Consider the following 26,937-nt stretch of genomic DNA (forward strand, 5'->3'; position numbering starts at 1 on the left):
CACGTGAGCGCCGACCACATCGATCCGTCCGGCATCCTCACCTACACGGGCAACTTGGAAGAGGTGGAAGCGCGCGCCAAGGCGCTGAAGAAGGAAGCGGGCGCGATCCGCGACAAGGGCGCGGATGTCCACTCTTCCTTCCAGGGGCTGCGGGCGTACTACTCGGCGCCGGAGGCGGAGCAGCTGTTCGCCTCGACCAAGCCGGTCGCCACCAAAGCGCATCACTTCGCCGACGAGCTGGAGAAGGTCGGCGCAGCCCTGGACACCTTCGCGGCCGAGGTACGCCCGCTGGTCGCCAGGCTTCACAAACTCGAAGGAGCTGCGTCCCACTTCGTCGCCGACATCAAGCAGGACGAGGACTGGCAGTACGACCCGGTCAAGGTCGCCGTCAACAAGCAGCTGATTCAGGAGGTCTCCGCGACCGTCCAGGCGTTCTGGGCGGCGGAGGTGGCGGCCGCCAACAAGATCACCGCTCTTGTTTCCCACGGCACCCACTGGACCCTTGGCGACGGTACGAAGAAAAAGGGCGGCCACACCTACGGCCTGACCAAGGAAGCGATGTCCTCGGCGGGCGATACGCCGTGGGGCAAGGTCGTCGACCAAAAACGCCACTGGTACGACCCCGGTGCCGTGGTCAGCTGGGTCAAGAACTTCGTCTGGGACGGCACCGTCGTCGACGGCATGTGGGGCACCCTCAAGGGACTGTGGTCGCTGACGCCGTGGGGCGACAACTTCGGCGCCGCGTGGAAGAGCATGGGCCACCTGGCCACCGTGACAACCGTGCCGCTTCTGCTGCCGCTTGTCCCGTTGATGCCCGATGGCAGCGTCAAGTCCTGGATGACGGACAGCATGAAGACGAGCGTTGAGGTCGGCAAGTCCATGGTCGCCTGGGACCAGTGGGACAAGAACTCGGGCCGGGCAGCGGGAGCATCGTTCTTCAACATCGGGACCCTGATCGCCACCCGTGGCGGCAGCGGCGCCGTCAAGACGGGCGCCGAAGCGGCCGGGGCGGGCGCCAAGATCGCCAACGCGGCCGCCCGGGTCGGCAGAGTCACCCACTACATGGACCCGACCACCCACATCGTCAACGCCGTCGGCGCCGCCGCCAAGCTCACCAAACTCGATGCGGCGATCGGCAGCGCCTTCAAGGCCGTCAAAACCAGCACGGCCCTCGACCACCTGCGCGAGACCTTCACCGTCACCGCCAAAACCAGCCCCTCAGGCGCGGTACACCTGCCCAGCGGCCAGCCCGTGCACCTGGACGGCCCCCTCCCGGACCTGCCCCCCGGCAAAACCGCCATCCACCTCGCCGACGGCGCCGGCAAGGTCCCGCCGGGCTCGATGATGTACGACCACAACGAATTCCTCACCCCCGACAACAAGGTGATCGACGCCCACGGCATCCCCAAGACGGGCTCCGACGCGCCGTGGGAGCCATCAGCCGCCCAACGCGATCTCCTGCACAACACCCCACCCGACAGGGCCGCTGCACCCACGGACCACCAACTGGCCTCTGTAGGCGCCGAACAGCGCCACCACGCCGCGGCCCATGCAGGCGATACCGATGCGCCGCGTGGTGACCGCAGCCCGCAGGCAAGCCACCAGTCCCCTGAGGCTGTCGGATCGGGAGACAAACGCCCGGGACTTGGGCACGAGCAGCCGAGAAACCAAGGTGGGACCGGCCAAGGCCACGGGGCACCGTCAAGAATCGGTCATGACCATCACACATCGGGTCGCGGCGGGACAGGCGGCCGCGAGACAAGCGGGTATCCGACCGGTGATCACGCGCAGGTTGGTCACGGCCATGGGACAGGCGCTGGCGATGTCGCTCCGCCGGAACATCCACCGGGTGATCCGCACAGCACGCCCGACGAGACATTGGCACGAGACAACGAGACACCCGCCGACGCACTAGAACATACCCCTGAGCAGCGGACGACCATCCCCGAACGTCGCCATCAGGCCGAGGCCATACTCGGCCCGACTGCGTCGAGGGTGCTTGATCTGGACAAGTGGCTGGAGTTCCATAAAGACAAGGTCAATGCGCAATTCGAGCAGCAGGTCATGCATGAGATGCGGGAAGCAAGGAGACTCCTAGAAGAAAACCCGGGTCATGTCATCCACACTGCTCTGGAAGCAGATGCTCCCCGATCGCCGATCAATAATGCTCCTACCGCAGAATTTGATCTAGGCCTCTCCCGTCCGGATGGAGAGATAACGCGACGCGTTGAAGTGACAACTGTCGTGGAGCCCATATCGCAAAAAGTGGACATAACCAAAGCCCTGGGGCACGCTTTCAAGAAAATTACAAAGCGAGAGAATTATGGGGTCCCAATACCACATCCCCGTGATGTAAGCGTCTACCTGAAGGTGCAGACTGAATATTCTGCCAGAAAGGGTGGCATCAAGGAGAGGTTGGCGGATGGCACTTTCATCCGAAGGAGGCCGGACGGCGTCCAAATCGGAGAGGCGACCAACCTTTTCGATGAAATATTGAACCATTTGAGTAAGATTCCGGATGCCCGTAAACTGGACCACATAGTCGTTGCGGATCCCGACATCGGAGTGCTCGCAGAATACGCTAACGACGGAGCTGCATGGAGGCGGGTGAGGTGATGAGCGCGACGATGCATGATTTCCCAGGATATAACGTCCGGCTCAGAATGAACGTAGAAGATGATGCCGCAGAAGATCACACCCATTTGGCAAGGTTGGCGATTGGTGCGGTATTCAGCTTCTCAGAGGGGTTGTGCATCCCGCTTGCCATGGAGTTCTCGGTTGCGTACTGGGACAGCGATTTCGATATCCCGATTGATTCGCCGGAGCGTAGCAAGGGGAACGGAATGCTGCGACGTCGAACTCTCCCCCCGGAGCTTGACGCAAAGCCTTACTATCTCAACTCTCAGATGAGCCTAGCTGAAGAGATAGATTCGGCTGCGGCTATTAGCTTCATCGAGAATTTCCTCTCGCGGGATGAGAGTGACATTGACGGCCTGACGGTCGGATGGCAGGAGATGCAGTTCAACGCCACCATGGCACGCCTGCCCGATGATGATAGCCAGCGTGATCACAATGCCGTCCGCCTTGAGGTCGCGGGTCATTCCATTGACTACCCGATCGAAAACCGTGACGGGAGTGACTGGGTAAACGGCCCTGTTGGGGCATCCGTGATCCATGCCCCATTCGAGTACCGAATCCACAGAGATTCGGGAGAAATGATATTTGATATCACGATCTATTGGTCAACCTGGTCGCCCGGCGGGCCGGGATGGCCCGCTGTAGAGCGCGGTATCGCCCGCTTGACCGGGGGCGAGTGGGAGCGAGAATGGGTGAATTAGTTCATCGAGCCGCCTGATTATTGACTGCGTCCCTGCTAGGTAGATGCTTCGGGGTGACTGTTTCTGGCGGTGGCTGAAGGTGGAGCGGGCGACTTCTTGAGCAGAGCAGGGGTTGGTCTGTGACTCATGAGGGCTTCGCGGGACCGATTTGCGTGAAGATGCTTCCGGTTTTTGAGGAAGTTCAGGCAGAGAATCAAGACTTGTTCCAGCAGGCATCCCTCACTCAACTGGCAGGGCGTCTGCCTCCTTCCCTGCGTGAGCCATTGGCGAAGTACTTGTCCGGCTCATATTCGCTCCTTGCGGCCGGAAATGTCCGAGATCCAATGAACGCCGAAAAGGGAGCGGTTGTTCCCTTTGGGTACTGCACTGATGGAGAATGGGTATGGCCAGCGTACTGGGGATACTTTGTGCAGGAGTACGGGGTGAAACTTCCCGACGAATTTATCGAGCATGCGCGGAGGCATAACTTCACCCCGGTCGCTCTGTCTGAAGAGGAACTGGACCGGGTAGAGGGAGAATTTGAGGAGAAGTTTTTCGACTGATCTTCTCCCGTCGGTCAGAGTACTGCGCGCGGCCCTATAGAGGTCTCCTCTGCAAGGTGTCGACTCCGGCTAGCCACCGTTCCATAGCGTCTCCGACAGCTTTCCAGGCAGGTAGTCGACAAGGGGCGTAGGCCACAGCCTGTACGAGCAGCGGGCCACCGGCCGCACGGGCCAAGGGCCTACGCCCCCCGCGGTCGGCCCGCTAGGCCAACTCCCCCACCGCGCACCCCACATTGTCCGGCGCCCCCGCCTCGTGGGCCAGGGCGATCACCTCGCGTACGGCGTCCTGGGGGGTGGGGGCGGCGGCGAGGGCGGCGGCGAGGGACTCGGCGGGGACGACGCCCGAGATGCCGTCGGTGCACAGGAGGTAGCGCTCACCCGGGCGGGCCTCCAGGAGCTGGAGGTCGGGGGCGACGTCGTCGCCGCCGGCGCCGAGGGCGCGGAGCAGCAGGGCGCGGTCGGGGTGGTGGGGGGCCTCCTCCGGGGTGAGCCGCCCCTCGTCGATCAGGGACTGGACCACGGTGTGGTCATGGGTGATACGGAAGAGGCCGGAATCGCGCAGTACATAGGCGCGCGAGTCCCCTACGTGCAACAGCCCCAGCTGCGAGCCCGAGCGCAGCAGTGCGGTCAGGGTGCAGCCGCTCTCCCCGTCCGCCATCGGGACCGCCCGGTGGGCGCGCCGGGCCGCCTCCTCCAGGGCGCCGAGCAGGTCCGCACCGGCGAGGTCCCGGTCCTCCAGGGGCCGGAGCGCGTCGAGGGCGGCGGCCGCGGCGTGCTCGCCCCGTTCGCCGCAGCCGTCGGCCACCGCGAGCAGCCGCGGTCCGGCGTGGGCGGCGTCCTGGTTGACCGGGCGGACCAGGCCCCGGTCGGTCCCGGCGGCGTAGCGCATGGTCAGGGAACGGTCCGGCGTGGGTGTGGCGTCTGTGGCCATGGTGGTGGTGGTGTCCTTCCGCTTCAGCTGGTCGACGAGGAAGGCGGCCAGGTCCCGGCGGGCGGCGGTGTCGGCCTCGACCTGCGCCCAGTACGCGGCGACCGCCTCGGCCGCCGCGCCCGGTGCCAGCTCGCACACCTCGCGGATACGGGCCAGCGGCATGCCGACCCGGCGCAGCCAGGCGACCAGCCTGGCTCGCTCCAGCTGGGCCGGGGCGTAGCGGCGGTAGCCGTTGTACGGGTCGACCCGGGCCGGGGCGAGCAGGCCGAGGTCGTCGTACAGCCGCAGCGCCTTCGGCGACAGCCGGGAGGCACGGGCGAAGGCGCCGATCGTCAGCAGTTCGCCGCCGCGGTCCGCGCTCATCCGTCGTCCCTCCCGTCCGCGTTCATCCGGCGGCCCTCACGATCGCACTCGTCCGTCGGCCCGCCCCGTCCCCGCTCATCCGTCGGGACTCCGGTCCGCCGCCCTCCTCGTACCGGGCCTCTCGCCCGGCACGCCCGATGCTGGGCCTTCCCCCAGGGACAAGGTCAAAGGGGAGGGGAGCAGGCGAGAGGGAAGCGGCGGACGACCCTCAACCTCCCTGCCCTGCCAGTCGGTTCAGGGCACCGGAGACCAGTGCCTGGACCCCCATCGTCAGCGTCGGCCGGACCACCGGCACGAAATGCGGGGAGTGGTTGGAGGGAATGTCCTGTGCCAGGCGTCCCGCGGCCAGTGCGGTGTGGAAGGCGTCCGGGTCCCAGCCGCCCAGCCACCAGTAGTACAGCGGTGCGTCGGCGGCGGTGGCCAGGAGGCCGGCGTCCTCGCTGCCGGAGGCCGGGGCGTAGGGGAACAGGCGCTGTTCGCCGAAGAGTTGGGTGAACTGGGCGTTGACCTGGTGCAGGGTCCGGGAGTCGTTGACCGTGACGGGGAAGGAGTCGAGGATCTTCATCTCGGGGGCGCGGTCGGCGCCGGAGGCGGTGGCCTCGGCACCGGCGATGCGGTCGATGGCGGCCAGGACCCGGGTGCGTACGGTCTCGTCGAAGGTGCGCACGCTCATGCTGACGACGGCCTGGTCGGGGATGACGTTCGCGGTGTCGCCGGCGTGGAAGGAGCCGACGCTGACCACGGCCTGGTCCTTGGCGGCGACCTCCCGGGCCACCACGGACTGCACCCGCTGGACGAAGGAGGCCGCCATCAGGATGGGGTCGATGGTGGTCTCGGGGCGGGAGCCGTGGCCGCCGATGCCGTGGAAGGTGATCTCCAGGCTGTCGGCGGCGGCCATGCAGGCGCCGGGGCAGTAGGCGATCAGCCCGGCGCCGAACGGGGCGACGTGCTGGGCCAGCACCACATCCGGGACGGGTACCAGGCCCTTGCTGTAGAGGCCGTCGTCGAGCATCGCCTGGGCGCCGTTGCCGATCTCCTCGGCGGGCTGGAAGAGCACGATCAGGGTGCCGGACCACTGCTCGCGGGCCGCGGCGAGCAGATCGGCGGCGCCCAGAAGGCAGGTGACGTGGACGTCGTGGCCGCAGGCGTGCATCCGGCCGGGGTTGGTGGAGGCGTAGGCGAGGCCGGAGCGTTCGGTGACGGGCAGGGCGTCCATGTCGGCGCGCAGCAGGACCACCGGGCCGGGGCCGTTGCGCAGGACGCCGGTGACGCCGGTGCCGCCGATGCCGGTGGTGACGTCGTAGCCGTGTGCCGTCAGCCGGCGGGCGGCCTCGGCGGCGGTACGGGTTTCCTGGAAGCCGAGTTCGGGGTGGCGGTGCAGATCCTCGTAGAGCGCCACCAGGTCCGCGAGGCGGTCGTCGAGCGGGGCCAGCGCGGCGTCGAGGACGGGCCGGGCGACGAGGGGCCCGGAGTCGGGCGAGGCGCCGTCGGGGGAGGCGCCGTCGGGGGAGGCGCCGTCGATGGGCGGCTTGTCGCCGTGGAGGGTGCGCGAGAGGTCACTTACGGGTCGGGAGTGGTCACTGTCGCTCATACACGAATTCGACCATGAACGGCCGCGGCCGCGCCCTGGGGTGTACGTACCGGACGGCATCGGTCCGCCCGCGTCCCGGCTGGCCGGACTTCGCGGGTCGTCGCTGTCAGCCTCGTGACACCCGCGCCCCCTCCTGCCACCGTGAATCAGCCCGCCCACGCCGTTGATTGGAGGCAGACATGGCCCCCGCATCCACCCCGCCGAACGGCGCGCCCGGCGACATCGCGGCCCATCTGATGGAGCAGGCGCTGGGCCATCTCTTCTCCGCCGCGCTGCGCACCGCGGCCCAGTACCGGATCGCGGACCATCTGGCCGAGGGCCCGCGCACCGTCGAGCAGCTGGCCGTCGCCACCGACACCCATGCCCCGCATCTGCGCCGGGTACTGCGCTATCTGGCCACCCGTGGCATCTTCCGGGAGGACGCCTCGGGCGCCTTCCACCTGACGCCGGCGGCCCGGGTGCTGCGCACCGGCATCCCCGACTCGCTGCATCCCGCCGTGATGCTGGTCACCGATGAGCTGTTCCGGCGGACGGCGGAGGGGATGCCGGAGGCGGTACGGGAGGGCGGCGCGGCCTTCGAACGGCTCGTCGGGGCTCCGCTCTTCGCACATCTGGCGGCCGATCCGCAGCGGCGTGCGCTGTTCGACACCGGGATGGCGTCGCTGTCGGGTCCGGTGGACGAGGCGGTGGCCGCGGCGTATCCGTTCCCGCAGACCGGCACGGTCGTGGATGTGGGCGGCGGCCGCGGCGGTCTGCTGCGCGCCGCGCTGCGCCGTCATCCGCAGCTGACCGGCGTGCTCTTCGATCAGCCGCCGCCGCTGGCCCGTCATCTTCTGGACGGCGACGAGCTCAAGGGCCGCTGGCGCACCGAGGAGGGCGATTTCTTCGTGTCCGTGCCGGGGGGCGGGGACGTCTACGTCCTCAAGCATGTGCTGCACGACTGGCCCGATGGGGACTGCCGGCGGATTCTGCGTACCTGTCACGGGGCCATGGCCCGCGGCAGCCGGCTGCTGGTCGTCGACTCTGTGCTGCCGCCGGGCAATGCCCCGCATTTCGGCAAGACGATGGATGTCGCGATGATGGCGCTGCTGGACGGGCGGGAGCGGACCGCGGAGGAGTTCGCGACGCTGCTGTCGGACGGGGGGTTCCGGCTGACCCGGGTGCTGCCGACGGCGGCGTTCCCCTCGATCGTGGAGGCGGTGGCCGAATAGCGGCCCGGCCGGGGCGCGGCCGCGACACGACACGCCGCGCCCCCGCTGTGCTCGCCGGTGCCGGGGCCCGCGCGGGTTGTACTGATGCCACCCGCGCCGCCGCCCGGGGCCGGAGTCCGTGCACGGAGCCAAGGAGCCGCCATGCCCACCCCGTCGCTGCCCGCGCCCGTCGACCGTGCCCTGCGCGCCGCCAACGGCGGTGACATCGACGGTTTTCTCGCCGCCTTCGCCGACGACGGGGCGGTCAACGACTGGGGGCGGGAGTTCCGCGGGCGGGAGGAGATCCGTGAGTGGAGCGACGCCGAGTTCATCGGCCGCCAGGTGACCTTGGAGGTGACGGCCGTACGGGCGCAGGGCGCCACCACCGTCGTCAGTCTCCAGGTCGGCGGCAACGGCTACACCGGACCGTCCGATTTCGCCTTCACCGTCGAGGGCGACCGCATCGCGCTGATGCGGATCACCGGCTGACCGCCGCCCGGGGCGAGGATCTGCCGTGACGGTCCCCATGCGGGCGCGCAGCCGCCGGGAGGCGCATCGCGCCGCCACTCCGCTGGAGCTCTTCTTCGACCTGTGCTTCGTCGTGGCCATCGCGCAGGCCGGCCGTCAGCTGGTGCACGCCCTGGCCGCGGGGCACTGGGGGCACGGCATCGTGGGCTATCTGATGCTGTTCTTCGCGGTGTGGTGGGCGTGGATGAACTTCAGCTGGTTCTCGTCGGCGTACGACACCGATGATGCGCTCTACCGGGTGGTGACCCCGGGCCTTCGCCGCCGGCGATTTCGGGGTGGTGTGGTTCGGCTTCCTGGTGATGCGGCTGGCGATGGTCTCGCAGTGGCTGCGGGCCGCGTACGGCAGCACGGGCGCCGAGCGGCGGACCGCGCTCAGTTATGCGCTGGGGGTGACGGTCTGCCAGGTCGGCTGGCTGGGACTGCTGATCGTGCCCTCGGGGGACGTGGTGTGGGTGTTCGTCGTGGTGGGCGCGCTGGAGCTGGCGGTGCCGGCGGTGGCGGAGCGTACGTGGCAGACGGCCTGGCATCCGCATCACATCGCCGAGCGCTACGGGCTGTTCCTGATCATCGTGCTCGGCGAGACCATCTCCGCGGCCACCGTCGCCGTGCAGTCCGCGCTGGACGAGAACGACGAGCTGGGCGTCCTGCTGCCGCTTGCGGGCGGCGGGCTGCTGCTGGTGTTCGCCGCGTACTGGATCTATTTCGCGGTCCCCATCCATCTGCATCTGCGCTCCAACCGCCAGGCGTTCCTGTGGGGCTACGGCCACTATCTGGTGTACGCGTCGGCGGCGGCGGTCGGCGCGGGCATCGAGATCGCGGTGGAGGAGTCGGTGGGCTCGGCGCATCTGTCGCTGCGCGCGGCGTCGGCGTGTGCCACGGTGCCGGCCGCGCTGTTCATGTTCACGGTGTGGCTGATCCACTCGCGCCACCAGAAGCGCGGTCTGGCGCAGCAGCTGGTGCTTCCGGTGTCGTCGGTGGCGGTGCTGGCCTGCACGTTCGCGGGTGAGTTGGCGGTGCTGGCGGCCGGGCTGGTGGCGGCGGTCACGGTCGCGGTGGGAGCCACCCTGACGGCGCGGCAGGGGACGGCGCTGGAGGGGTAGGGCCCCAGGACCGGTCCGGGCCGGGTGCGGTGCGTTACGGGTTGCGCCACGGCTTCGCCCGTAAGCGTGCCGAACGGCCGTACGCGGTCACCGGACCGGGCGAACACCGCGAGGATCTGCGGGGGTGCGGCAACTGCCGTGCGTCCGCGCCTACTTGGTGATGGATTCGGCCATCTTGGGCCGTCCGGGACCGCCCGCCCCGTCGCACCCACCGACCCCGCAATCCCCGCCAATTCCCCGCGAACGGCGATCACTTCCGGTGACTTCACCCTCTTGCTCCTCACCCTTCACCGGGGGCGGGGGCCGGGCGCCGACACGCACGCGCTAGGGTGCAGATTGCCCTTTTTATGCCTGCGGGTTTTCGTCCCGGCGGCCCGTCAGCGGCGGTCCGGTACGGGAATTGCGCGCGGCACGAAAAGGGCGCCGGTCGTGCCGTGGGGTGCAGGATCGGCCCGACACGGCCCGTCACGGTCCGTCCGTATCCGAGGAGACGCCCGCCATGGCCCGCCACGCACAGCCCAGCGCGCCCAAGAGCCTGTCCCGGCGCAGCAAGGCCGTCGGCGGCCTGGCCCTGACCACGCTGGTGGGCACCGCGCTGTGGGCCTGGCCCGCCTCGGGGGACGATCACAACGGCCTGGCCGACGGCAAGCAGCCCGCGCCCAAGACGGCCAGCAGCCCGGACGCCACCCCCAAGGCCCCCGCCCCGAAGACCGCACCGGACCTCGCGTCCGGTCTGCTCCGCGCCATCCCCGGGCTGAGCGACATCGTCCGCAAGCAGATACCGAAGAACGCCCGCCAGGTCCTGGTCGTCAGCGGCCGCAACGGCGACTCGTACGAGTCCCGCGTCGTCCTCTACACCCGCGCCAAGGGCGCGGACGAGTGGCGGCCCGGCCGTGCCTGGGACGCGCACAACGCCGCGCACGGCTGGACCGACGACCACCACTACGGCGATCTGCGCTCCCCGGAGGGCGTCTACACGCTCACCGACGCCGGTGGCAGGCTGCCCGCCCCGACCGGCACCAAACTCCCCTACGACCACAACCACGACTTCGTCGCCCATGGCACCGGCGTCGAGGGCGAGCCGCTGGCCGGCGCCTTCGACTACGTCATCGCCATCAACTACAACCGGGTGCCGGGCACCTCGCCGCTCGACCAGCAGCGGCCGGACGGCGCGTTCAAGGGCGGCGGCGTCTGGCTGCACGTCGACCACGACGGCCCCACCCAGGGGTGTGTGAGCCTCAAACCGGACGCGATGCGCGACCTGCTGCGCACCCTGGACCCGGCGCTGCACCCCGTCATCGTGATGGGCCCGTCCGTCCGCTGACACTCCCCCAGCTACCGCTGGGGGATCCCCGGCATGCGCCATCGCCCGGCCGCGCGCGGGCCGGCGTGGTACCCATGAGCCATGGCTGACGCACCGCAGCAACCGCACGCGCCGCACGGGCCCCATCTGCCGGGGCCGCACGACGCGCTGACCGACGTCGTCGGCCTGCGGGTGGGCCATGCCGAACGCACCTCCGGCGGCTATCTGACCGGCACCACCGTGGTGCTGGCCCCCGAGGGCGGCGCGGTCGCGGCCGTCGACGTACGGGGCGGCGGGCCCGGCACCCGGGAGACCGACGCCCTGGACCCGCGCAATCTCGTCCAGCGGGTGGAGGCGGTCGTGCTGACCGGCGGCAGCGCCTTCGGGCTGGATGCCGTCTCCGGTGTCATGGCCTGGCTGGAGGAACACCGCCGCGGTTTCCGGGTCGGCGCCGATCCCGCCCAGGTCGTCCCCATCGTGCCCGCGGCCGCCCTGTTCGACCTGGGGCGCGGCGGCGACTGGCGAGCCCGGCCCGATGCCGCACTGGGCCGGGTTGCGGTCGAGGCGGCGGCGCACAGCGATCCGCGCTCGCCGGTGGCACAGGGCAATACCGGCGCCGGTACGGGCGCGGTGGCCGGGGGCCTCAAGGGCGGTGTCGGGACCGCGAGCGCCGTCCTGGACTCGGGCGTCACGGTCGCCGCGCTGGCCGCCGTCAACTCGGCCGGGGATCTCGCCGACCCGGACACCGGCGCGCTGTACGGGCGGCTCGCGGGCGGCCCGGCCGCCTTTCCCTCCCCTGAGGTGCACGCCGCCGCCCAGCGCCGCCTCGCCGAGACCCGGGACCTCTCCCGGGCCCGCGCCGCCGCCTCGCTCCGTCCGCCGCTGAACACCACCCTCGCGGTGGTCGCCACCGATGCCGCCCTCGGCCGCGCCCGCACCCACAAGCTCGCCGGTGTCGCCCACGACGGCCTGGCCCGCGCCGTCCGCCCGGTCCATCTCCTCTCCGACGGCGACACGGTCTTCGCGCTGTCCACCAGCACCCGCCCGTTGGCACCCGAAGAGCCCCTGGCCGACCCCGTGTTCGGGGTGCATGCCGAGGCCGGTGCGCTCAACGAGATCCTCGCCGCCGGGGCCGATGTGCTGATGCGGGCCGTGGTCAAGGCGGCGCTGGCGGCGGAGACGGTGGACGGGCCGGGCGGGTGCTTTCCCTCGTACCGGGATCTGTACGGAGGCTGACGGGCCGTACCGGGGCCCGTACGGGACTGACGCGTCCTCAGCAGGCGGCGACCCGACCCGTGTCACCCCCCCAGCGTCACGTCCCCGTAGCCCCCAGCAGCACACCCGCCAGATAGGTCACCGCCATCGCCAGCGCTCCGCCCCCGGTGTTGCGCAGCACCGCGCGGCCGGGCGGGGCGGCGCCCATCCGGGCGCTGCTCCAGCCGCACAGGGCGAGCGCGGCGAGCACCGCGCCGACGGTGACCGGCAGGCGCGCCGCGGCGGGCGGCAGCACGATCGCCAGCAGTGGCAGCAGGGCGCCCGCGGTGAAGGCGAGGAAGCTGGCACCGGCCGCATGCCAGGGGTTGGTCAGCTCGTCGGGGTCGATGCCCAGCTCGACCTCGGCGTGGGCGCGCAGCGCATCGTGGTCGGTGAGCTGCTCGGCGACCTCCCGGGCCAGTTCGCGGCTGATGCCCTTGCCCTCCAGCAGCTCGGTCAGCTCGGCGAGTTCGGCGTGCGGGGCGGTGGCCAGTTCGCGCTTCTCCAGGGCCAGGGCGGCCTTTTCGGAGTCGCGCTGGGTGGAGACGGAGACGTATTCGCCCGCGGCCATCGACATGGATCCGGCCAGCAGTCCGGCCAGTCCGGCGGTCAGAAGCGTGCTGCGGTCACCGGTGGCGCCGGCCACGCCGACGACGAGTCCGGCGGTGGAGACGATGCCGTCGTTGGCGCCGAGGACCGCGGCCCGCAGCCAGTTGAGGCGGCTGCCGAGCGTGCCGCCGCGCGCCTCGTCATGGTCCGGTCGTGGAAGACTCACCGGCCGAGCGTCTCATTCACGGCCGTGGTGGCGCCGCCCGACGCCCCCGCCCCGTCGCGGAAGGGCCGGTGGTAAAAACGGCCGTATGTCCGCACCACCACCTCCCCCCTCGCCTCCGCCCACGCTCGTCCAGCCGCCGTCCCGGCCGCCCGTGCCGCGCCGCCGGATGTGGTGGCACCGGCTGATCCTGGGGTTGTGGTACCGGCCGGTGGAGACCCTGGACGAGGCGCGGGACCACGGCGCATGGGGTGCGGCGGTGATGCTGTCGCTGGTCAGCGGGCTGATCGGGGTGATGTCGATGACGCCGTTCCGGCAGCAGTGGACGGCCGACCGCGCCGCGGCGCTGCAAGTGGCCGGGCTGGCCGAGGCGGGCATTCTGGTGGCCAGCCTCGGCCTGGGGTCGGTCACCCATGCCATAGCGCGCACGCTCGGCGGCAGCGGCCGCTTCGCGCCGACCGCAAGCCTGTTCATCGTGGTGTTCTGGGTGACGGATCTGCCGCGGCTGGCGATCGTGGCCTGGCTGCCGACCGACGCCACCTTCGTCCAGGCCGCCACCTATGCGACCTGGGGGTTCGGCTTCGTCCTGGCGGTGCTGCTGATTCGCGGTCAGCACCATCTGACGACGGCGAAGTCGGCGGCCGCGGTGTCCGTACAGATGCTGGCCGCGCTCGCGCTGCTGCGGCTGGGCCCGGTCCGCTGACGGAGGCGGCGGGCCTGGCGGGTTTGGCGGGATTGGCGAACGCTAACCGCGGCCGGTCAGCTGCCGTACGAGTCCGGCGAACGCCTCCCGCTCCGCGGCGCTCAGCTCCACGCACTCCGAGGGCGGGCCGCCGGGCCCCGTCTGCCGCGGCACCGAGCCGAGCAGCCGCCGCCGTCCGCGCCCGCCCGAGGCCGGCTGGCGGGCCCGCCGCACGAGTCTGACCAGGGCGAGGGCCCAGGCGACGGTCGCCGCGAGCAGTACGGCGAGCATGACCTGCTGCAGAATCGAAACGGAGGGGAGCATCCGGTCCTCCAGTCGGGCGCGGGGCTGGGGTCTGCCGGGCGGATCGGGCCGTTCCCGGGCAATGGACCGGCCGCTTCCGCCGGTTCCATTGGACACCACGGGCCACGGCTTCCAACAGGGGATCTAGCCCGTAATTCGCTAAGTGACGTATCTCCTATGACATTTCGGCGCATTCCGCTCGACTGACCCGTGGCGCGTCTCGGGCAGGCCCTCACCCCTTCCGGCGCGGCCAGATCGGTCCGGCCGCCTTGGACAGCCCGGAGCCTTCCCCTTGGCGAAGATCGCCCGTGACGATGGCGGCGCCCGTCCCCGACATGAGGAGTACGCACGTGCCGCAGCAGCCCCAGCCGCCCCAGCGTCCCTGCCCTGCCGCCCTCGACGGCATCCTCGTGGCCGACTTCAGCCGGGTGCTGGCCGGGCCGCTGGCCGCCGCGACCCTCGCCGACCTGGGGGCCGAGGTGATCAAGGTGGAGCGGCCGGGCACCGGCGACGACACCCGCAGCTGGGGCCCGCCGTTCACCCCCGACGCCGCGCCCGCGGGCGACGGCGGAGCGCAGCAGGGCAAAACCGCCGCCTACTTCGACGCCGCCAACCGTTCCAAGCGCGGCCTGGCCCTGGACCTCGGCGACCCGGACGACGCCGCCGCGGCCCGCGAACTGGCCCGCCGGGCCGATGTGCTGATCGAGAACTTCCGCCCCGGCTCGCTCGTCAAGTACGGCCTCGACGCCGCCGCCACCCGCGCCGCCAACCCCGGCCTCGTCCACTGCACCCTCACCGGCTTCGGCTCCGGCGCGGGCGCCTCCCTCCCCGGTTACGACTTCGTGGTGCAGGCCGTCGGAGGGCTGATGAGCATCACCGGGGAGGCGGGCGGTCCGCCGCTGAAGGCGGGTGTGGCGCTGGTGGACGTGCTGACCGCCAAGGACGCCACCGTCGGCATCCTGGCCGCGCTGCGGCACCGCGACCGCACCGGCGAGGGCCAGCTGGTGGAGGTCAATCTGCTGTCCTCGCTGCTCGGCTCGCTGGTCAACCAGGCGTCCGGACACCTGGCCACCGGCCGCGACCCGGGCCCGATGGGCAACCGCCACCCGAGCATCGCGCCGTACGAAACGCTGGCCTGCCGCGGCGGCTTGCTGGCGGTGGCGGTGGGCAACGACCGCCAGTTCCGGGCGCTGGCGACGGAGCTGGGGGTGCCGGAGCTGGCGGACGACGCCCGCTTCGCCCGTAATCAGGACCGGGTGCGCCACCGCGGGGACCTCGTCGCGGCGCTGGAGGAGCGGCTGGCCGCGGACACCCCGCAGGGCTGGACGGAGCGGCTGGGTGCCGTCTCGGTGCCGTGCGGTCCGGTCAATTCGCTCTCCCGGGCGCTGGAGCTGGCGCAGCGGCTGGGGCTGGACCCGGTGGCCCCGGTCGGGGAGGGACGTATCCCCCAAATCGCCAGCCCGCTACGGCTGTCGGGCACCCCGGTCGCCGCGCCCTTCGCGCCACCCCGTCTGGACGAACACGGCACGGCGCTGCGAACCTGGTTGTCGGGGCCCGCCGACCAGCCCCTCCCCCCGCGGATGTGACCTTCGTCACATCATGGCCATGTCCGCAACCAATTTCGCCCGCAGGTGCTGTTTACCAGCACGGAAATACACAACACCCCTGTATGGAGCAGCTCGTGACATCGCCGGACAACCCCGCACCCGCCTGGTCCCGCACCCCGCACCAGCCGCTCCAGACAGCCGGGCAGTCCGCCACTGCTCCGCGCCTCACCCGCCGGACCCGCCGCACGCTGGCCGTCACCGCACTGATCGCGGCGGGCGCGCTGGCCCTGTCGGCCTGCGGCGGCGACGCCGAGGCGGGCGGCCATGACGCCAAGAACGGCCAGGCCGGTGCGGACGCCGCGGCCAAGAAGGACTCGTCGGACGCCAAGATCACGGTGTCGGCGAAGGACGGCGCCACCGACGCCAGCATCAACGACACCGGGGTGAAGGTCACCGGCGGCACGTTGACCGATGTGAAGCTCACCGTGGCCGACACCGGCGCCCCGGTGGCGGGTGCCATATCTGGCGACAAGTCGTCCTGGAAGCCCGGCGTGCAGCTGGAGCGGGGCACCAAGTACAAGATCGTGGCGAACGCCAAGGACGCCAAGGGCCGTCCGGCCACCGAGAACGCGACCTTCAGCACCGTCTCGTCGGCCAACAGCTTCATCGGCTCCTTCACCCCCGACAACGGCAAGACCGTCGGCGTCGGCATGCCGGTGTCCTTCAACTTCGACAAGGTGATCAGCAACAAGAAGGACGTCCAGTCCCACATCAAGGTGACCTCCAGCAGCGGCCAGCAGGTCGTCGGCCACTGGTTCGGCGCCCAGCGCCTGGACTTCCGGCCGCAGGACTACTGGAAGGCCGGCTCCAAGGTCACCATGAAGATCGACCTGGACGGGGTGAAGGGCGGCCAGGGCATCACCGGCGTGCAGTCCAAGACGGTCACCTTCACCATCGGCCGCTCCCAGGTCTCCACCGTCGACATGGACACCCAGACCATGACGGTCAAGCGGGACGGCAGCACCGTCAAGTCCATCCCGATCTCCGGCGGCAGCCCCGACCACCCGACCTACAACGGCCAGATGGTGATCTCGGAGAAGTTCGAGCAGACCCGCATGGACGGCTCGACGGTCGGCTTCGGCGGCGAGTACGACATCAAGGACGTCCCGCACGCCATGCGCCTGTCGTCCTCCGGCACCTTCATCCACGGCAACTACTGGGGCTCCCCCTCCGTCTTCGGCAAGTCCGGCACCAGCCACGGCTGCGTCGGCCTCCAGGACAACAAGGGCGGCGGCGGTGACACCCAGGCCAAGTGGTTCTACACCCAGTCGCTGATCGGCGATGTGGTCATCGTCAAGAACTCCCACGACAAGACCGTCCAGCCGGACAACGGCCTCAACGGCTGGAACCTGTCGTGGTCGGAGTGGAAGGCGGGCAGCGCGGTCTGATCTGACCCGATACGCCTGAGAGCGGGCCGGTCCCTTACGGGGCCGGCCCTTTGGCTTTTGCGGGGCGGGGCTGTGGGGGCGGGGCTGCGGGGGCGGGGCTCAGCCCTTCTTCCGGCGCGCACGGAGCCGCAGGAAGAAGAAGAGCGCCGACCCGGCGTGCGTCACGAACACCGCAAGGAGCGGAAGGTCCTTGCGGTGACCCTCCGCAAAGGCCAGATACGTCCACACCACCGCATATCTGGCGGAACGGCACCGGGAAATCAGGGCGGAGCGCGAGGCGGCGGGTCACCCGGGCGCGACCCCGCCGCGCCATCGTGCCCGCGGCTGACCAGGCGTCAGGAGGCGGCCGCCGCCCGCCGTTCCCCGGCGGCGGCCGTTGTGGCTTCGGCTCCGGCTTCGGCTTCGGCTTGGGGCGAAGGCCCGGCTACGCCGCCGCGTCGAACCCCGTGTCCCGCGCCATCCGCTTCAGCTCCAGCAGCGCATGCTTCTCGATCTGGCGGATCCGCTCGCGGGTCAGGCCGTGCTGCTTGCCGACCTCGGTCAGGGTGCGCTCACGGCCGTCCTCGATGCCGTAGCGCGCCTTGATGATCGAGGCGGTGCGCTGGTCGAGACGGTCGATCAGATCCTCCAGCTCCTCGCTGCGCAGCAGCGAGAGCACCGACTGCTCGGGGGAGGCGGCGGAGGTGTCCTCCAGCAGATCGCCGAACTGGGTCTCGCCGTCGTCGTCCACCGACATGTTCAGGCTGACCGGGTCGCGCGCCCAGTCCAGGACGTCGGTGACACGGGCGGGTGTGGAGCCCAGCTCGCCCGCGACCTCCTCGGGCTCCGGGTCGCGGCCGTTCTCGCGGTTGAACTCGCGCTGCACGCGGCGGATCCGGCCCAGCTCCTCGACGAGGTGCACGGGCAGGCGGATCGTGCGCGACTGATCGGCGATGGAGCGGGTGATGGCCTGACGGATCCACCAGGTCGCATACGTCGAGAACTTGAAGCCCTTGGCGTAGTCGAACTTCTCCACGGCCCGCACCAGTCCGGCGTTGCCCTCCTGGATCAGGTCGAGCAGCGGAAGACCGGCGCGCGGGTAGCGGCGCGCCACGGCGACGACCAGCCGCAGGTTGGAGCGGATGAAGATGTCCTTGGCCTTGGCGGCCTCCTCGGCCAGGGCCTCCAGCTCCTCGGGGGCGGCACCCGCGGCATTGCCGTCGGTGACCTCGCCGTCCAGGATCTGCCGGGCGTAGACACCCGCCTCGATGGTCTGGGACAGCTCGACCTCCTTGGCGGCGTCGAGGAGGGGTGTGCGCGCGATCTCGTCGAGATACATGCCGACCAGGTCGCGGTCGGCGATCTCCCCGCCTACGGCGCGAACACTGTTGGCCCCGTCAGAATCGCGGCTGCTTTCCTGGCGGCGGGCGACGGCACGGGTTGCCATGCGTGTGCTCCCTTTGCGATGAGTCGGTCGCGGGACAGTGGAGCGGGAGACTCGATCTTTGACCGAGCGACCCGTCCGAAGGAAACAACGGCTGGAATCCGGACAGAATTCCCATGCCGCGACCCTATTTTTCTGATCATGCAGTACCCTGCCTCCGCGCAAGGGAGGCGAGATGCGGCCCAGGAGCGGGGACGTGCAGGTCAGAGCGGGGGTCGAGGCCGATCTCACGGCCCTGACGGAGCTCTACAACCACTACGTTCGCGAGACGTCCATCACGTTCGACACCGAGCCCTTCACTCCCGGTCAGCGTCTCCCGTGGCTGCGCTCCCACCCCAAAGACGGTCCCCACCGGCTTCTGGTTGCGCAGGAGAGGGGGTCGGTCGGGTCGGCGGGGGCAGGACGCGGCGCGCCGCCCGCCGCCGGGGCGCCTGCCAGCGGGGCGCTCGCCACTGCGACCTCTGCCGCCGGGGCGCTGCTCGGTTACGCGACCAGCAGCCCCTTCCGTCCGAAGGCCGCCTACGCCCCGTCCGTCGAGGTCACCGTCTACTGCGCCCCGCACGCCACCGGCCGCGGCATCGGCAGCCTGCTCTACGGGGCCCTCTTCGAGGCGCTGGCCACCGAGGACGTGCACCGCGCCTTCGCCGGCGTCGCCCAGCCGAACGCGGCCTCACACCGCCTGCACACCCGCTTCGGCTTCCGCCACGTCGGGACCTACACGGAGGTGGGCCGAAAGTTCGGCCGCTACTGGGACGTCGCCTGGTACCAAAAGGATTTCGACGCCGCCGCCTTTGCCCCTGCCCACTGAGCCCGGCCGGCTGCTGGGCGCGCCGCCCGCTGGGTCCGCGCCTCCGCTGCCGGCCTCCGTTCCCCGCCGCTCCGGTTGACGCATGCCGCACGCGGGTGTCGCCTGGACGGAGAGCCCTTACGGGAGAGCAGCCCATACGAGGGAGCCGACCCGGCGGGGTCCGTCGGGCCGACTCGGCGGGGTCCGTCGGGCCGACCCGGCGGACCGAGCCCGCGCGGCGGAACCGGTGCGCGACGCCATCGCAACCGGTGCGGGCCGCCATGGCAACGCCGGCGAGGCCGCCACAGCGACACCGACGCGACCGTCTCCCGTACGGCAGGGCGAGCGAGAGGAGTCCGGTATGGAAACGCACCCCGAGCGGCGCGAGACCCCGCAGACCCCCGAGGCGCGGGCGGCCCGCTCACACGGCACCGTTGAGCCGGAGCACGGAGCCAGCGCCGTCAGCCCGGACACCGGCCTCCGGATTCCGGGCACCGCGCGCCGGGTCCCGGCGACCGTCGCCGCGCCGATTGTCGCGGCGCTCGCCTTCGGCTGCTTCACGATCTTCCGGACGCACACCGCCGGCATCAAAGGCGGCCAGGCCGTCCTCTACGGACTGGCCACGGCCGTGGTCACCGGGGCCCTGGGGCTCTATCTGGTGCACTTCCAGCGAACCATGATCACCGAGACCCGTGCGGTGTCCTACGGCGCCCTCTTCGGGGCCTCGATCGGCTGGGTCTACAGCCTCGGCGGCGAATCGGTCCTCAAGTCGACCGGCTTCGGCCTCGGCATGGGCGCCGTGATGTTCGTCGTCTCGCTCTACGTCTTCCGCACGCACCGCATCCGCGAACCACACGGCCTGCACCGCCCCCACCCGGCCCACCGAACCCGCCTCCCCCAACGCGTCCACGCGGCACACTGACGCCCCCACCAGCGCCATCGGCCTGCCCGACCCCGGCCCCTTGTCCTCGGGGCGGTAGCCCGATCACCGCATGCGGTGCACTGCGGCAACGGTTCGCCGCGGCACGCTTCACGGCACCGCGCCATCACCCCGAAGGGCCCAGATCCGCCGCATTCCACCGCTCCGGGCGCAGTCGTACGCCGATCAGTTCCTCGCCGTGCGCCAGCACCCCCGCCGCGTACTCCGACACCTTCTCGGCCGCCAGATAGCGGCCCGCCACCTCGTTGACCAGCTCCGGCGTCACCTCGACGAAGGCGGCACGCCCCTCGACGGCCGCGTAGCGATAGGTCGGCGAGGTGCGCTGCACGGTCAACGTGAAGCGGCCGGCCTCCTGTATCAGCCGGGCCTTGCGCGACGTACGGCCCGTGAAGAGCACGACGTCGCCACCGGGGCGGTACGCGTACCAGACCGGCGCCGTCACCGGCCCGCGCTCGCTCCCCGCAGTGACGGACAAGACGGCCACCAACGGCTCGGCGAGAAACCGCTCACGCTCTTCCACGGACAGCGCCATGACAGCCTCCCGACGTCACGCCCCCTCGGCTCGCAGACTCCTGACTTCCAAACGCCCGACTTGCAAACCCCTGACACATCCCAGCCCCCTCCCTTCCACGCTCACACACCCCCGCCATACCGCCACTCAGCCCGGCACCACGCTTCCCTCCCCCCACTCCCCCGGCTCCCCACCACCCCGTCCGCACCCACGACTTCAGCGTGCCACCCCCCACTGACAATCCCCTCCGCCGCGCCCGCCACCACGCCCTGCCCCCGCCCTCGCCCTCGCCCTCGCCTGCGGCCTTACGACCACCGGCGTAGGGCCGCAGCCCGTTACGCGGCGCCCGGTGCCGACCTAGCCTCGGGCCATGGACACGACGAGCGGCACCCTCGACGAAGCCCTGGAGCGCCTGCACACCACCGGCCCCGAGTTCCACGGCTTCTTGAGCAATCACGGGCCGATGGCCGTAGAGGCCCTGGTCCGGCACGGGCAGGCCGGAACCGTTCACCGCTGGCTCGATGCGTACGCGGCCAAGCTGGAGGACGTACCGAGCCCGCAGTCCCCCCTGGACGACACCAACTGGCAGGAAGCGCTGGGTGATACGCGCCGGGTCACCGACTGGACCGCCTATCTGACGCGACAGGTGGCCGAACGCCCCTGGCGCGAGGTGCTGGCCGAGTGGTGGCCGCGGCTGCTGCCCGGTATCGCCGGTGCCGCCACGCACCCCGTGATCCGCGTCGGCCATGCCGTACGCGTCCTCCTGGAGGAGGGCGAAGAGGCGCCGCGCATCGCCGAGTTGGCGCATGCGATCGGGTACTGGGCGGCCCGGCACACCACCCTCCCGGTGACCGTGCGCCCCACCGGCACCGCCTCCCCCGCCGACGCCCTGGCTGCCCTTCCGCGCGTCGCCGAACCGTTCGTCCGCCCGCGCGACGGGCTGGCCCAGCTGCCCGGGACGGACGGATGGCTGACGGCCGCCGAGGCGATGAACGCCCCGCAGGACCCGGACGCCGCCCGCGACCAACTGGCCGCCGTCGTAGGGGCCGCCACCCACCGCTATGCCGCTTACGGCCACGGCAGTCCGGTCCTGCTCATCCACGCGGCCACCGCCCCGAACGCCGTACTGCGTACCCTCCCGGCCCTCCCCCGCGCGCTGTGGGCACCGTCCCTCGGCGCCGCCTGGGCCGCCACCGCCGCGCTGACCTCCGTCTATTCCGCCGCGGAACCGCTGCCACCGCTTCGGCCGGGCACGCTCACCCCGGAGGAGGTCTTCGCGCGCGCCACCGCCCACGGGGACGAACACGTCATCAAGCTGACCGACACGGCCCTGGACGTGGCCTCCTGGGCCCCCGCCGGCGACGATCGCGCGCTGACCGCCGGCCTCCGTGCGCTGGAACTGATCGAGTCACCCGCCTGACGGGCGGGCGGGGGGCGACGGGGACGCACGGCCGCGCACCCGTATGCGCGGCCCCTCGCCCCCTCACCCCTCCTCGGCCGCCCCCTCGGCCGCCCGCTCCACCACCACCGGCATCCACCCACATCCACCCACACCCAGCCATTGTTAAACCTTCAAGAACTTACCTGTCGGTGAGAGAGTGGATGGCATGAGCAACGAACCCGCAGCCGAGCCGCGCTGGCTCAGCGACGAGGAGCAATACGCCTGGCAGTGCTACCTCCATGCCACCACGCTTCTGGAGGACCACCTGGACCGCCAGCTTCAGCGTGACGCCGGGATGCCGCACGTCTATTACGGCCTGCTCGTCCAGCTCTCCCGCGCGCCGCGACGCCGGATGCGGATGACCGAGCTGGCCCAGAACGCCAAGATCACCCGATCCCGCCTCTCGCACGCCATCGCCCGCCTGGAGAAGAACGGCTGGGTGGTCCGCGAGGACTGCCCGTCCGACAAACGAGGCCAGAACGCCTACCTCACGGACGAGGGCATGCGGGTCCTGGAGAAGGCCGCCCCCGGCCATGTCGCCGCCGTACGCGCCGCGATCTTCGACCGGCTCAGCCCCGAGCAGATCGGCCACCTGGCCGAGATCTGCCGGGCCATGGCCGATGGACTTCAGCCAAAAGGCGCCGATCTCCCCTGGCTCCGTTGAGAGATCGCAGACCGATCGCAGACCGATCACCGACCGATCGCCAACAGGCCAGGGCCCGACGCCAGGGACGGCTACGACCCAGCCGTACGCACACAACGGAAAAGGGCGGCACCAAGGCCGCCCCTCCCCTTTCACATACTCAGCGCTCCGGACGCGCCGTCCGTCCTCAGTGGACCATGACCGGAACCTGAACCTCCGGGCCCTCACCGGCCGCCGCATCCGCGCCCGCATCCGCCCCCGCACCGTCACCGGACGAGGCCGCCGGGGAAGCGCCCCCCTGGTGCCCGGTGGTGATGAAGACGAACGCGATCGCCGCCGCCAGCACCAGGATGCCGACCGCCCACCAGATGGCGGTGGTGTAGCCGTGCACCATCGACTGGAGCTTGAGCAGCTGCCGCGAGGGCGCGCCGGCCGCATGCGCGGTGGCGTACGCGGTGGTGGCGCTGGCCGCGATGGTGTTCAGCAGGGCCGTACCGATCGCGCCACCCACCTGCTGCGAGGTGTTGACCATCGCGGAGGCGACACCGGCATCGCGCGGCTGCACGCCGTGCGTGGCCAGCGACATGGCCGGCATGAACGCCGTACCCATACCGAGGCCCAGCAGCAGGAATCCGGGCAGGATCAGCGCCGGGTAGGACGTGTCCAGATCGATCTGGGTCAGCACCAGCATGCCGGTGGCGGCGACCACGAAGCCGGGCGCCATCAGCAGCCGCGGCCGGACCCGGGTCATCAGCCGGGCGCCGATCTGCGTCGAGCCGGTGATCATTCCGGCGATCATCGGCAGGAAGGCCAGACCGGTCGTCACCGGGCTGTAGCCCTTCACGATCTGAAGGTAGTAGGTCAGGAAGAGGAAGAGACCGAACATGCCGATGATCGCCAGCCCGAGGGAGGCGTAGACACCGCCGCGGTTGCGCTCGGCGACCACCCGCAGCGGCAGCAGCGGGGCCTTCACCTTCGACTCGACCAGCACGAACGCCAGCAGCAGCACGGCGGCCGCGACGAACAGCCCCAGGGTCGGGCCGGCCAGCCAGCCGTCCGACTCGGCGCGGGTGAAGCCGTAGACCAGCGAGACCAGGCCGAGCGTGGCCAGGATGACGCCGGGGACGTCCAGCCGGGAGGGGTTACGGCCCTCCGCGGGCTCACGGATGACCAGGACAGCACCGGTCGCGGCGACCGCGGCGAAGGGGATGTTGACGAAGAAGGTCCAGCGCCAGTTCATGTACTCGGTCAGCAGACCGCCGAGGATCAGCCCCACGGCGCCGCCGCCACCGGCGATGGCACCGAAGATGCCGAACGCCTTGGCCCGCTCCCTGGCCTCGGTGAACGTCACCGCCAGCAGCGACAGCGCGGCCGGCGCCAGCAGCGCACCGAAGACCCCCTGGAGCGCCCGCGCGCCCAGCAGCATTCCCTGGTTGACCGCGGCCCCGCCCAGTGCGGAGGCGGCCGCGAAGCCGATGAGCCCGATGATGAAGGTCCGCTTACGTCCCCACAGGTCGGCGACGCGCCCACCGAAGAGCAGCAGCCCGCCGAAGGCCAGGGCGTATGCGGTGATCACCCACTGCCGGTTGGCGTCGGTGATGCCCAGGGCCTTCTGGGCGGAGGGCAACGCGATGTTCACGATGGTCGCGTCGAGGACGACCATCAGCTGGGCGAGAGCGATGAATATCAGCGCTTTCCAGCGCCGGGGATCGACGTGCGGGACGGTTTCAGACATGGAGAGATCCACCTAGCGGTGCGGTGAGCGAGCGAATAACGGGACGTAAGGGGCGAGCGCGGGGCACGGGGGCGTACGGACGGGCCGCACGACGAGCGAGACGGCCCCACGGCTACGGGACGACTTGAGGACTACGGGACGGTCGGAACGACTGCGGAACGGCTATGGGACGGGCGGAACGACTGCGGGCCGGGCGGCACGGCCACGGGCGGAACGGCTACGGGGACGGGCGGAACGGCTACGGGGACGGGCTGACGCCGACGCCGCACCCACGCCCACGCCCACGCCCCGGCTAAATCTGACACTGCTTCAGGTCTTCCCACGTGACGGCGGTGCCGGGCAGTTCGGAGCGGGCGGGCGCCAGCAGGCCGTCCAGGAACAGCTGTAGATGCCGGTGCACGAACCGGTCGAAGTCACTGCACCCTCCCCCGGATTTCGACCGGTGGCCCCATCCCGGCAGCGGGCGGGCGAGCTGGGTGAGCGCGACCATCAGGTCACCGACGGCGATGTCGGTGCGCAGTCGGCCGCTGTCGCGCGCGGCCCGCATGACGGCCTCGATGGCCGCCTCCAGGCGGGCCCGCGCGGCGAGCAGATCGGGGTGACTCAGATCGATGCTTTCCGAGAGCAGCGGGCACAGCGCCCCGACCCGCTCCTCCACCGCATCGTGGACAAAGCGCCGCAGCGCCTGGAAAGCATCGGACTCCTCGGCAAGAGCGCTCTCGGCGCGGTCCGCGGTACGGGCCATGACGGAGAGCGTGACGTGGTGGATCAACTCCCGTCGATCCGCAAAGTGACGATAAAGCGTCGCATTGCCGACCCCCGCGCGTCGAGCGATTTCATCGAGCGGGACCTCGTCCCCGAACTCGACCAGGGTTTCCCGAGCGGCCGCGATGATCCGTTCCCGGTTGCGCAGCGCATCGGCCCGCAGGCGCGTAGCGGTCACAACGGCACACTCCTCTCCTCGCGCGACGGGACATCGACCGTGCGGAAACCGGGGAACACTTCCCCGTTTCCTGCGTACGCCTCGTTAAACGGGGACACCCTCCCCGGATATTTCCCGCCAGAGAGGTGACCTGTGCCACACCAACCACCCCTCTCCCGCTCGCCCTTACTCCGCCCCGCCCTCCGCCACCCAGTGACGGCGCGCGACGGCGATCAGCCGCAGCTGGCGCCGCGCAGTCCGCACCACCCGCGCGGCCTCCCGTTCACCTTCACCACCCGCGGCAGCACCGCCGACCTCCCCGACTCCCCCAGCACCCCCGGGCCCCCCGACACCATCACCACCGCTGCCGACATCACCGCCACCGACATCACCGCCGCCACCCCCGGCGTCGACCAACTCCGCAGCCGTCGTCACCAGCCGGTCCACATACAGCTCCGCCAGCATCCGTATGTCCTCGTCGCGCCACCCCTCCGACACCGGCTGGGACTTGAGCGCGGCGGCGACCTCCTCGGCGAAGCGGTCCAGTTCACCGGCGATGGCCTGCCGTACGGCCCGTACCCCGCCATGGCGTTCGCGCGCCACGAACCGTACGTGCGCGGGGTGTTCGCGCACATGCCGCTCCACGACCGCGATCGTCCGGTCGATCCGCTCCTCCGCCCCGGCCTGCTCGGCGAGGATCGCGCGCACCATCGCATGCAGGCTCCCCAGCGCCTCCTCCACCAGGGCGACGCCCAGCTCCCCCAGGTCCTTGAAGTGCCGATAGAAGGCGGTCGGGGCGATTCCCACCACCCGCGTGACCTCCCGCAATCCCAGGCTGCTCAGGCTCTGCTCGGCCAGCAGCCCGAGCGCCGCGTCGAGCAATGCCTGGCGGGTCTTCTGCTTCTGGACCTGCCGGACTCCCACGGTGTGACTCATGTCATCCAGTAAACAACCGTTCTCCGACTTCCTCCACTCGTGGGCAGTACTAAACTGAAGGAACTCAGTGAACAACTGTCCTCTGAGTTCATCTGCCGGAAACCCTCCGGCAGCCCATCGGAAAGGCAGCAAGGACATGCTCTTCCTCGTCGCAGCCCTCCTCCTCATGGGGGTCATGCTGGGCACCGCGGCACACCTCCCCCTCAGCGTCACCCTCATAGCGGCCGCCGTCATCGCCGGCTGGCTGCTCGTCTTCACACTCCGCGAACGCCGCCACCACGAGGGGACCTCCCGATGACCACGCTCACCGAAGCCGGCCCGCAGACGACCGGTGACACCAAGGCGAACCGCCAGGCCGACAACATGGCCGTGGCCTCCTTCGTCCTCGGCCTGCTGGGCACCCTGGTCCTCAACCTCGTCCTCGGCCCCTGCGCCCTGGTCCTCGCCGGCCTGGCCCTGGCCCGCGGCACCACCCGCCGCGGCCGCGCCCTCCTCGGCCTCACCCTCGGCTTCGCCGACCTCATCCTGCTGGCCACCCTGGCCACCAACGACGGCACGGTCAGCTGGCACATCGGCGGCTGACGCGACTCCGCGCCACCCCCCACCCGTCATCCGCTACGCTGGTCGCCGGATCTTCCCGATCCCCCCGCCTCCGTAGCTCAGGGGATAGAGCACCGCTCTCCTAAAGCGGGTGTCGCAGGTTCGAA

25 protein-coding genes and 1 pseudogene are annotated in these 26,937 nt (G+C 70.6%); 17 read left to right on the top strand and 9 right to left on the bottom strand.

Annotation, left to right across the window (positions count from 1 at the left end; translation table 11 throughout):
- The first annotated feature begins 3 nt into the window (after positions 1–3).
- From SNA_RS38175 to SNA_RS42115, 3 genes are all read left to right on the top strand, one after another.
- Positions 4–2,616, top strand: coding sequence for a hypothetical protein (locus tag SNA_RS38175; RefSeq protein ID WP_052808878.1), 2,613 nt, complete (start codon positions 4–6; stop codon positions 2,614–2,616).
- Positions 2,598–3,338, top strand: coding sequence for a hypothetical protein (locus SNA_RS04755; RefSeq protein WP_030067647.1), 741 nt, complete (start codon positions 2,598–2,600; stop codon positions 3,336–3,338). The genes SNA_RS38175 and SNA_RS04755 overlap by 19 nt, the downstream gene beginning before the upstream one ends.
- 152 nt (positions 3,339–3,490) lie before the next feature.
- The gene (locus SNA_RS42115) at positions 3,491–3,880 is read left to right on the top strand and encodes a hypothetical protein (RefSeq protein ID WP_157879863.1); all 390 of its coding nucleotides are present in this window, start codon (positions 3,491–3,493) and stop codon (positions 3,878–3,880) included.
- Positions 3,881–4,082: 202 nt separating this feature from the next.
- On the opposite strand, the gene SNA_RS04760 is transcribed toward SNA_RS42115, so the two are convergent.
- Both SNA_RS04760 and SNA_RS04765 read right to left on the bottom strand, forming a co-directional pair.
- A complete protein-coding gene (locus SNA_RS04760) occupies positions 4,083–5,174 on the bottom strand; it encodes a MerR family transcriptional regulator (protein WP_030067646.1) in 1,092 nt (363 codons plus the stop codon).
- A gap of 208 nt (positions 5,175–5,382) precedes the next feature.
- The gene (locus SNA_RS04765) at positions 5,383–6,765 is read right to left on the bottom strand and encodes an amidohydrolase (RefSeq protein ID WP_078969685.1); all 1,383 of its coding nucleotides are present in this window, start codon (positions 6,763–6,765) and stop codon (positions 5,383–5,385) included.
- Positions 6,766–6,944: 179 nt separating this feature from the next.
- On the opposite strand from SNA_RS04765, the gene SNA_RS04770 reads away from it, so the two are divergent.
- The 5 genes and pseudogenes from SNA_RS04770 (at position 6,945) to SNA_RS04790 (ending at position 12,122) form a co-directional block, all read left to right on the top strand.
- Positions 6,945–7,976 carry a methyltransferase gene (locus tag SNA_RS04770; RefSeq protein ID WP_030067644.1) on the top strand — a complete coding sequence of 344 codons (1,032 nt, stop codon included), beginning with the start codon at positions 6,945–6,947 and terminating at the stop codon, positions 7,974–7,976.
- Positions 7,977–8,117: 141 nt separating this feature from the next.
- A complete protein-coding gene (locus tag SNA_RS04775) occupies positions 8,118–8,444 on the top strand; it encodes a nuclear transport factor 2 family protein (protein WP_030067643.1) in 327 nt (108 codons plus the stop codon).
- A gap of 37 nt (positions 8,445–8,481) precedes the next feature.
- Positions 8,482–9,583, top strand: a pseudogene (locus tag SNA_RS04780) (low temperature requirement protein A).
- A gap of 499 nt (positions 9,584–10,082) precedes the next feature.
- Positions 10,083–10,907, top strand: coding sequence for a L,D-transpeptidase family protein (locus SNA_RS04785; protein WP_030067642.1), 825 nt, complete (start codon positions 10,083–10,085; stop codon positions 10,905–10,907).
- Positions 10,908–10,988: 81 nt separating this feature from the next.
- Positions 10,989–12,122: a P1 family peptidase gene (locus SNA_RS04790; RefSeq protein ID WP_037791313.1), complete on the top strand. Its 1,134-nt coding sequence runs from the start codon at positions 10,989–10,991 to the stop codon at positions 12,120–12,122.
- A gap of 76 nt (positions 12,123–12,198) precedes the next feature.
- Here SNA_RS04790 and SNA_RS04795 read toward each other — a convergent pair whose 3' ends face one another.
- A complete protein-coding gene (locus tag SNA_RS04795) occupies positions 12,199–12,915 on the bottom strand; it encodes a VIT1/CCC1 transporter family protein (RefSeq protein WP_044363413.1) in 717 nt (238 codons plus the stop codon).
- A gap of 85 nt (positions 12,916–13,000) precedes the next feature.
- On the opposite strand from SNA_RS04795, the gene SNA_RS04800 reads away from it, so the two are divergent.
- A complete protein-coding gene (locus tag SNA_RS04800) occupies positions 13,001–13,615 on the top strand; it encodes a YIP1 family protein (RefSeq protein WP_241779543.1) in 615 nt (204 codons plus the stop codon).
- A 42-nt stretch (positions 13,616–13,657) separates the two neighbouring features.
- Here the strand turns inward: SNA_RS04800 and SNA_RS04805 are convergent, their stop codons facing one another.
- Complete coding sequence (locus SNA_RS04805; protein WP_044363418.1) at positions 13,658–13,918, bottom strand: hypothetical protein; 261 nt, start codon at positions 13,916–13,918, stop codon at positions 13,658–13,660.
- Positions 13,919–14,232: 314 nt separating this feature from the next.
- Here SNA_RS04805 and SNA_RS04810 point away from each other — a divergent pair, with 314 nt between their 5' ends.
- Complete coding sequence (locus SNA_RS04810) at positions 14,233–15,483, top strand: CaiB/BaiF CoA transferase family protein (RefSeq protein ID WP_044363440.1); 1,251 nt, start codon at positions 14,233–14,235, stop codon at positions 15,481–15,483.
- An 83-nt stretch (positions 15,484–15,566) separates the two neighbouring features.
- On the top strand, positions 15,567–16,892 hold the full coding sequence (locus tag SNA_RS04815; protein ID WP_030067636.1) for a L,D-transpeptidase: 1,326 nt from the start codon (positions 15,567–15,569) through the stop codon (positions 16,890–16,892).
- 424 nt (positions 16,893–17,316) lie between these two features.
- Here the strand turns inward: SNA_RS04815 and SNA_RS04820 are convergent, their stop codons facing one another.
- A complete protein-coding gene (locus SNA_RS04820; protein ID WP_030067634.1) occupies positions 17,317–18,318 on the bottom strand; it encodes a sigma-70 family RNA polymerase sigma factor in 1,002 nt (333 codons plus the stop codon).
- Positions 18,319–18,490: 172 nt separating this feature from the next.
- On the opposite strand from SNA_RS04820, the gene SNA_RS04825 reads away from it, so the two are divergent.
- Positions 18,491–19,123 (top strand): GNAT family N-acetyltransferase, encoded by a 633-nt coding sequence (locus SNA_RS04825; protein WP_030067633.1) that lies wholly within the window; start codon positions 18,491–18,493, stop codon positions 19,121–19,123.
- A gap of 340 nt (positions 19,124–19,463) precedes the next feature.
- Positions 19,464–20,024 carry a hypothetical protein gene (locus tag SNA_RS04830; RefSeq protein ID WP_030067632.1) on the top strand — a complete coding sequence of 187 codons (561 nt, stop codon included), beginning with the start codon at positions 19,464–19,466 and terminating at the stop codon, positions 20,022–20,024.
- Between the two features lie 124 nt (positions 20,025–20,148).
- Here SNA_RS04830 and SNA_RS04835 read toward each other — a convergent pair whose 3' ends face one another.
- Entirely contained in the window at positions 20,149–20,574 is a 426-nt protein-coding gene (locus SNA_RS04835) for a pyridoxamine 5'-phosphate oxidase family protein (RefSeq protein ID WP_030067631.1), read from the bottom strand.
- 349 nt (positions 20,575–20,923) lie between these two features.
- Here SNA_RS04835 and SNA_RS04840 point away from each other — a divergent pair, with 349 nt between their 5' ends.
- Together SNA_RS04840 and SNA_RS04845 are read left to right on the top strand one after the other, a co-directional pair.
- Positions 20,924–21,973: a questin oxidase family protein gene (locus SNA_RS04840; protein ID WP_044363421.1), complete on the top strand. Its 1,050-nt coding sequence runs from the start codon at positions 20,924–20,926 to the stop codon at positions 21,971–21,973.
- 187 nt (positions 21,974–22,160) lie between these two features.
- The gene (locus tag SNA_RS04845) at positions 22,161–22,658 is read left to right on the top strand and encodes a MarR family winged helix-turn-helix transcriptional regulator (RefSeq protein WP_030067630.1); all 498 of its coding nucleotides are present in this window, start codon (positions 22,161–22,163) and stop codon (positions 22,656–22,658) included.
- A 166-nt stretch (positions 22,659–22,824) separates the two neighbouring features.
- On the opposite strand, the gene SNA_RS04850 is transcribed toward SNA_RS04845, so the two are convergent.
- The 3 genes from SNA_RS04850 to SNA_RS04860 all read right to left on the bottom strand — a co-directional run bounded on the left by SNA_RS04850 (position 22,825) and on the right by SNA_RS04860 (position 26,230).
- On the bottom strand, positions 22,825–24,372 hold the full coding sequence (locus tag SNA_RS04850; RefSeq protein ID WP_030067629.1) for an MFS transporter: 1,548 nt from the start codon (positions 24,370–24,372) through the stop codon (positions 22,825–22,827).
- A gap of 292 nt (positions 24,373–24,664) precedes the next feature.
- Entirely contained in the window at positions 24,665–25,315 is a 651-nt protein-coding gene (locus SNA_RS04855) for a TetR/AcrR family transcriptional regulator (RefSeq protein WP_030067628.1), read from the bottom strand.
- Positions 25,316–25,480: 165 nt separating this feature from the next.
- A complete protein-coding gene (locus SNA_RS04860) occupies positions 25,481–26,230 on the bottom strand; it encodes a TetR family transcriptional regulator (RefSeq protein WP_030067627.1) in 750 nt (249 codons plus the stop codon).
- Between the two features lie 136 nt (positions 26,231–26,366).
- On the opposite strand from SNA_RS04860, the gene SNA_RS43085 reads away from it, so the two are divergent.
- A complete protein-coding gene (locus SNA_RS43085; RefSeq protein ID WP_030067626.1) occupies positions 26,367–26,528 on the top strand; it encodes a hypothetical protein in 162 nt (53 codons plus the stop codon).
- A complete protein-coding gene (locus tag SNA_RS04870) occupies positions 26,525–26,812 on the top strand; it encodes a hypothetical protein (protein ID WP_030067625.1) in 288 nt (95 codons plus the stop codon). The genes SNA_RS43085 and SNA_RS04870 overlap by 4 nt, the downstream gene beginning before the upstream one ends.
- The last annotated feature ends 125 nt before the right edge of the window (positions 26,813–26,937 follow it).

The sequence above is a fragment of the Streptomyces natalensis ATCC 27448 genome (genome assembly GCF_000935125.1).
GTDB classification, from domain to species: domain Bacteria; phylum Actinomycetota; class Actinomycetes; order Streptomycetales; family Streptomycetaceae; genus Streptomyces; species Streptomyces natalensis.

Bases quoted from the DNA above. Each gene is read 5' to 3' on its own strand.
- SNA_RS04755 (WP_030067647.1), top strand. From the start codon at position 2,598: ATGGAGGCGGGTGAGGTGATGAGCGCGACGATGCATGATTTCCCAGGA.
- SNA_RS04760 (WP_030067646.1), bottom strand. From the start codon at position 5,174: ATGAGCGCGGACCGCGGCGGCGAACTGCTGACGATCGGCGCCTTCGCC.
- SNA_RS04765 (WP_078969685.1), bottom strand. From the start codon at position 6,765: ATGAGCGACAGTGACCACTCCCGACCCGTAAGTGACCTCTCGCGCACC.
- SNA_RS04770 (WP_030067644.1), top strand. From the start codon at position 6,945: ATGGCCCCCGCATCCACCCCGCCGAACGGCGCGCCCGGCGACATCGCG.
- SNA_RS04775 (WP_030067643.1), top strand. From the start codon at position 8,118: ATGCCCACCCCGTCGCTGCCCGCGCCCGTCGACCGTGCCCTGCGCGCC.
- SNA_RS04785 (WP_030067642.1), top strand. From the start codon at position 10,083: ATGGCCCGCCACGCACAGCCCAGCGCGCCCAAGAGCCTGTCCCGGCGC.
- SNA_RS04790 (WP_037791313.1), top strand. From the start codon at position 10,989: ATGGCTGACGCACCGCAGCAACCGCACGCGCCGCACGGGCCCCATCTG.
- SNA_RS04800 (WP_241779543.1), top strand. From the start codon at position 13,001: ATGTCCGCACCACCACCTCCCCCCTCGCCTCCGCCCACGCTCGTCCAG.
- SNA_RS04805 (WP_044363418.1), bottom strand. From the start codon at position 13,918: ATGCTCCCCTCCGTTTCGATTCTGCAGCAGGTCATGCTCGCCGTACTG.
- SNA_RS04810 (WP_044363440.1), top strand. From the start codon at position 14,233: ATGAGGAGTACGCACGTGCCGCAGCAGCCCCAGCCGCCCCAGCGTCCC.
- SNA_RS04815 (WP_030067636.1), top strand. From the start codon at position 15,567: ATGGAGCAGCTCGTGACATCGCCGGACAACCCCGCACCCGCCTGGTCC.
- SNA_RS04820 (WP_030067634.1), bottom strand. From the start codon at position 18,318: ATGGCAACCCGTGCCGTCGCCCGCCGCCAGGAAAGCAGCCGCGATTCT.
- SNA_RS04825 (WP_030067633.1), top strand. From the start codon at position 18,491: ATGCGGCCCAGGAGCGGGGACGTGCAGGTCAGAGCGGGGGTCGAGGCC.
- SNA_RS04830 (WP_030067632.1), top strand. From the start codon at position 19,464: ATGGAAACGCACCCCGAGCGGCGCGAGACCCCGCAGACCCCCGAGGCG.
- SNA_RS04835 (WP_030067631.1), bottom strand. From the start codon at position 20,574: ATGGCGCTGTCCGTGGAAGAGCGTGAGCGGTTTCTCGCCGAGCCGTTG.
- SNA_RS04840 (WP_044363421.1), top strand. From the start codon at position 20,924: ATGGACACGACGAGCGGCACCCTCGACGAAGCCCTGGAGCGCCTGCAC.
- SNA_RS04845 (WP_030067630.1), top strand. From the start codon at position 22,161: ATGAGCAACGAACCCGCAGCCGAGCCGCGCTGGCTCAGCGACGAGGAG.
- SNA_RS04850 (WP_030067629.1), bottom strand. From the start codon at position 24,372: ATGTCTGAAACCGTCCCGCACGTCGATCCCCGGCGCTGGAAAGCGCTG.
- SNA_RS04860 (WP_030067627.1), bottom strand. From the start codon at position 26,230: ATGAGTCACACCGTGGGAGTCCGGCAGGTCCAGAAGCAGAAGACCCGC.
- SNA_RS43085 (WP_030067626.1), top strand. From the start codon at position 26,367: ATGCTCTTCCTCGTCGCAGCCCTCCTCCTCATGGGGGTCATGCTGGGC.
- SNA_RS04870 (WP_030067625.1), top strand. From the start codon at position 26,525: ATGACCACGCTCACCGAAGCCGGCCCGCAGACGACCGGTGACACCAAG.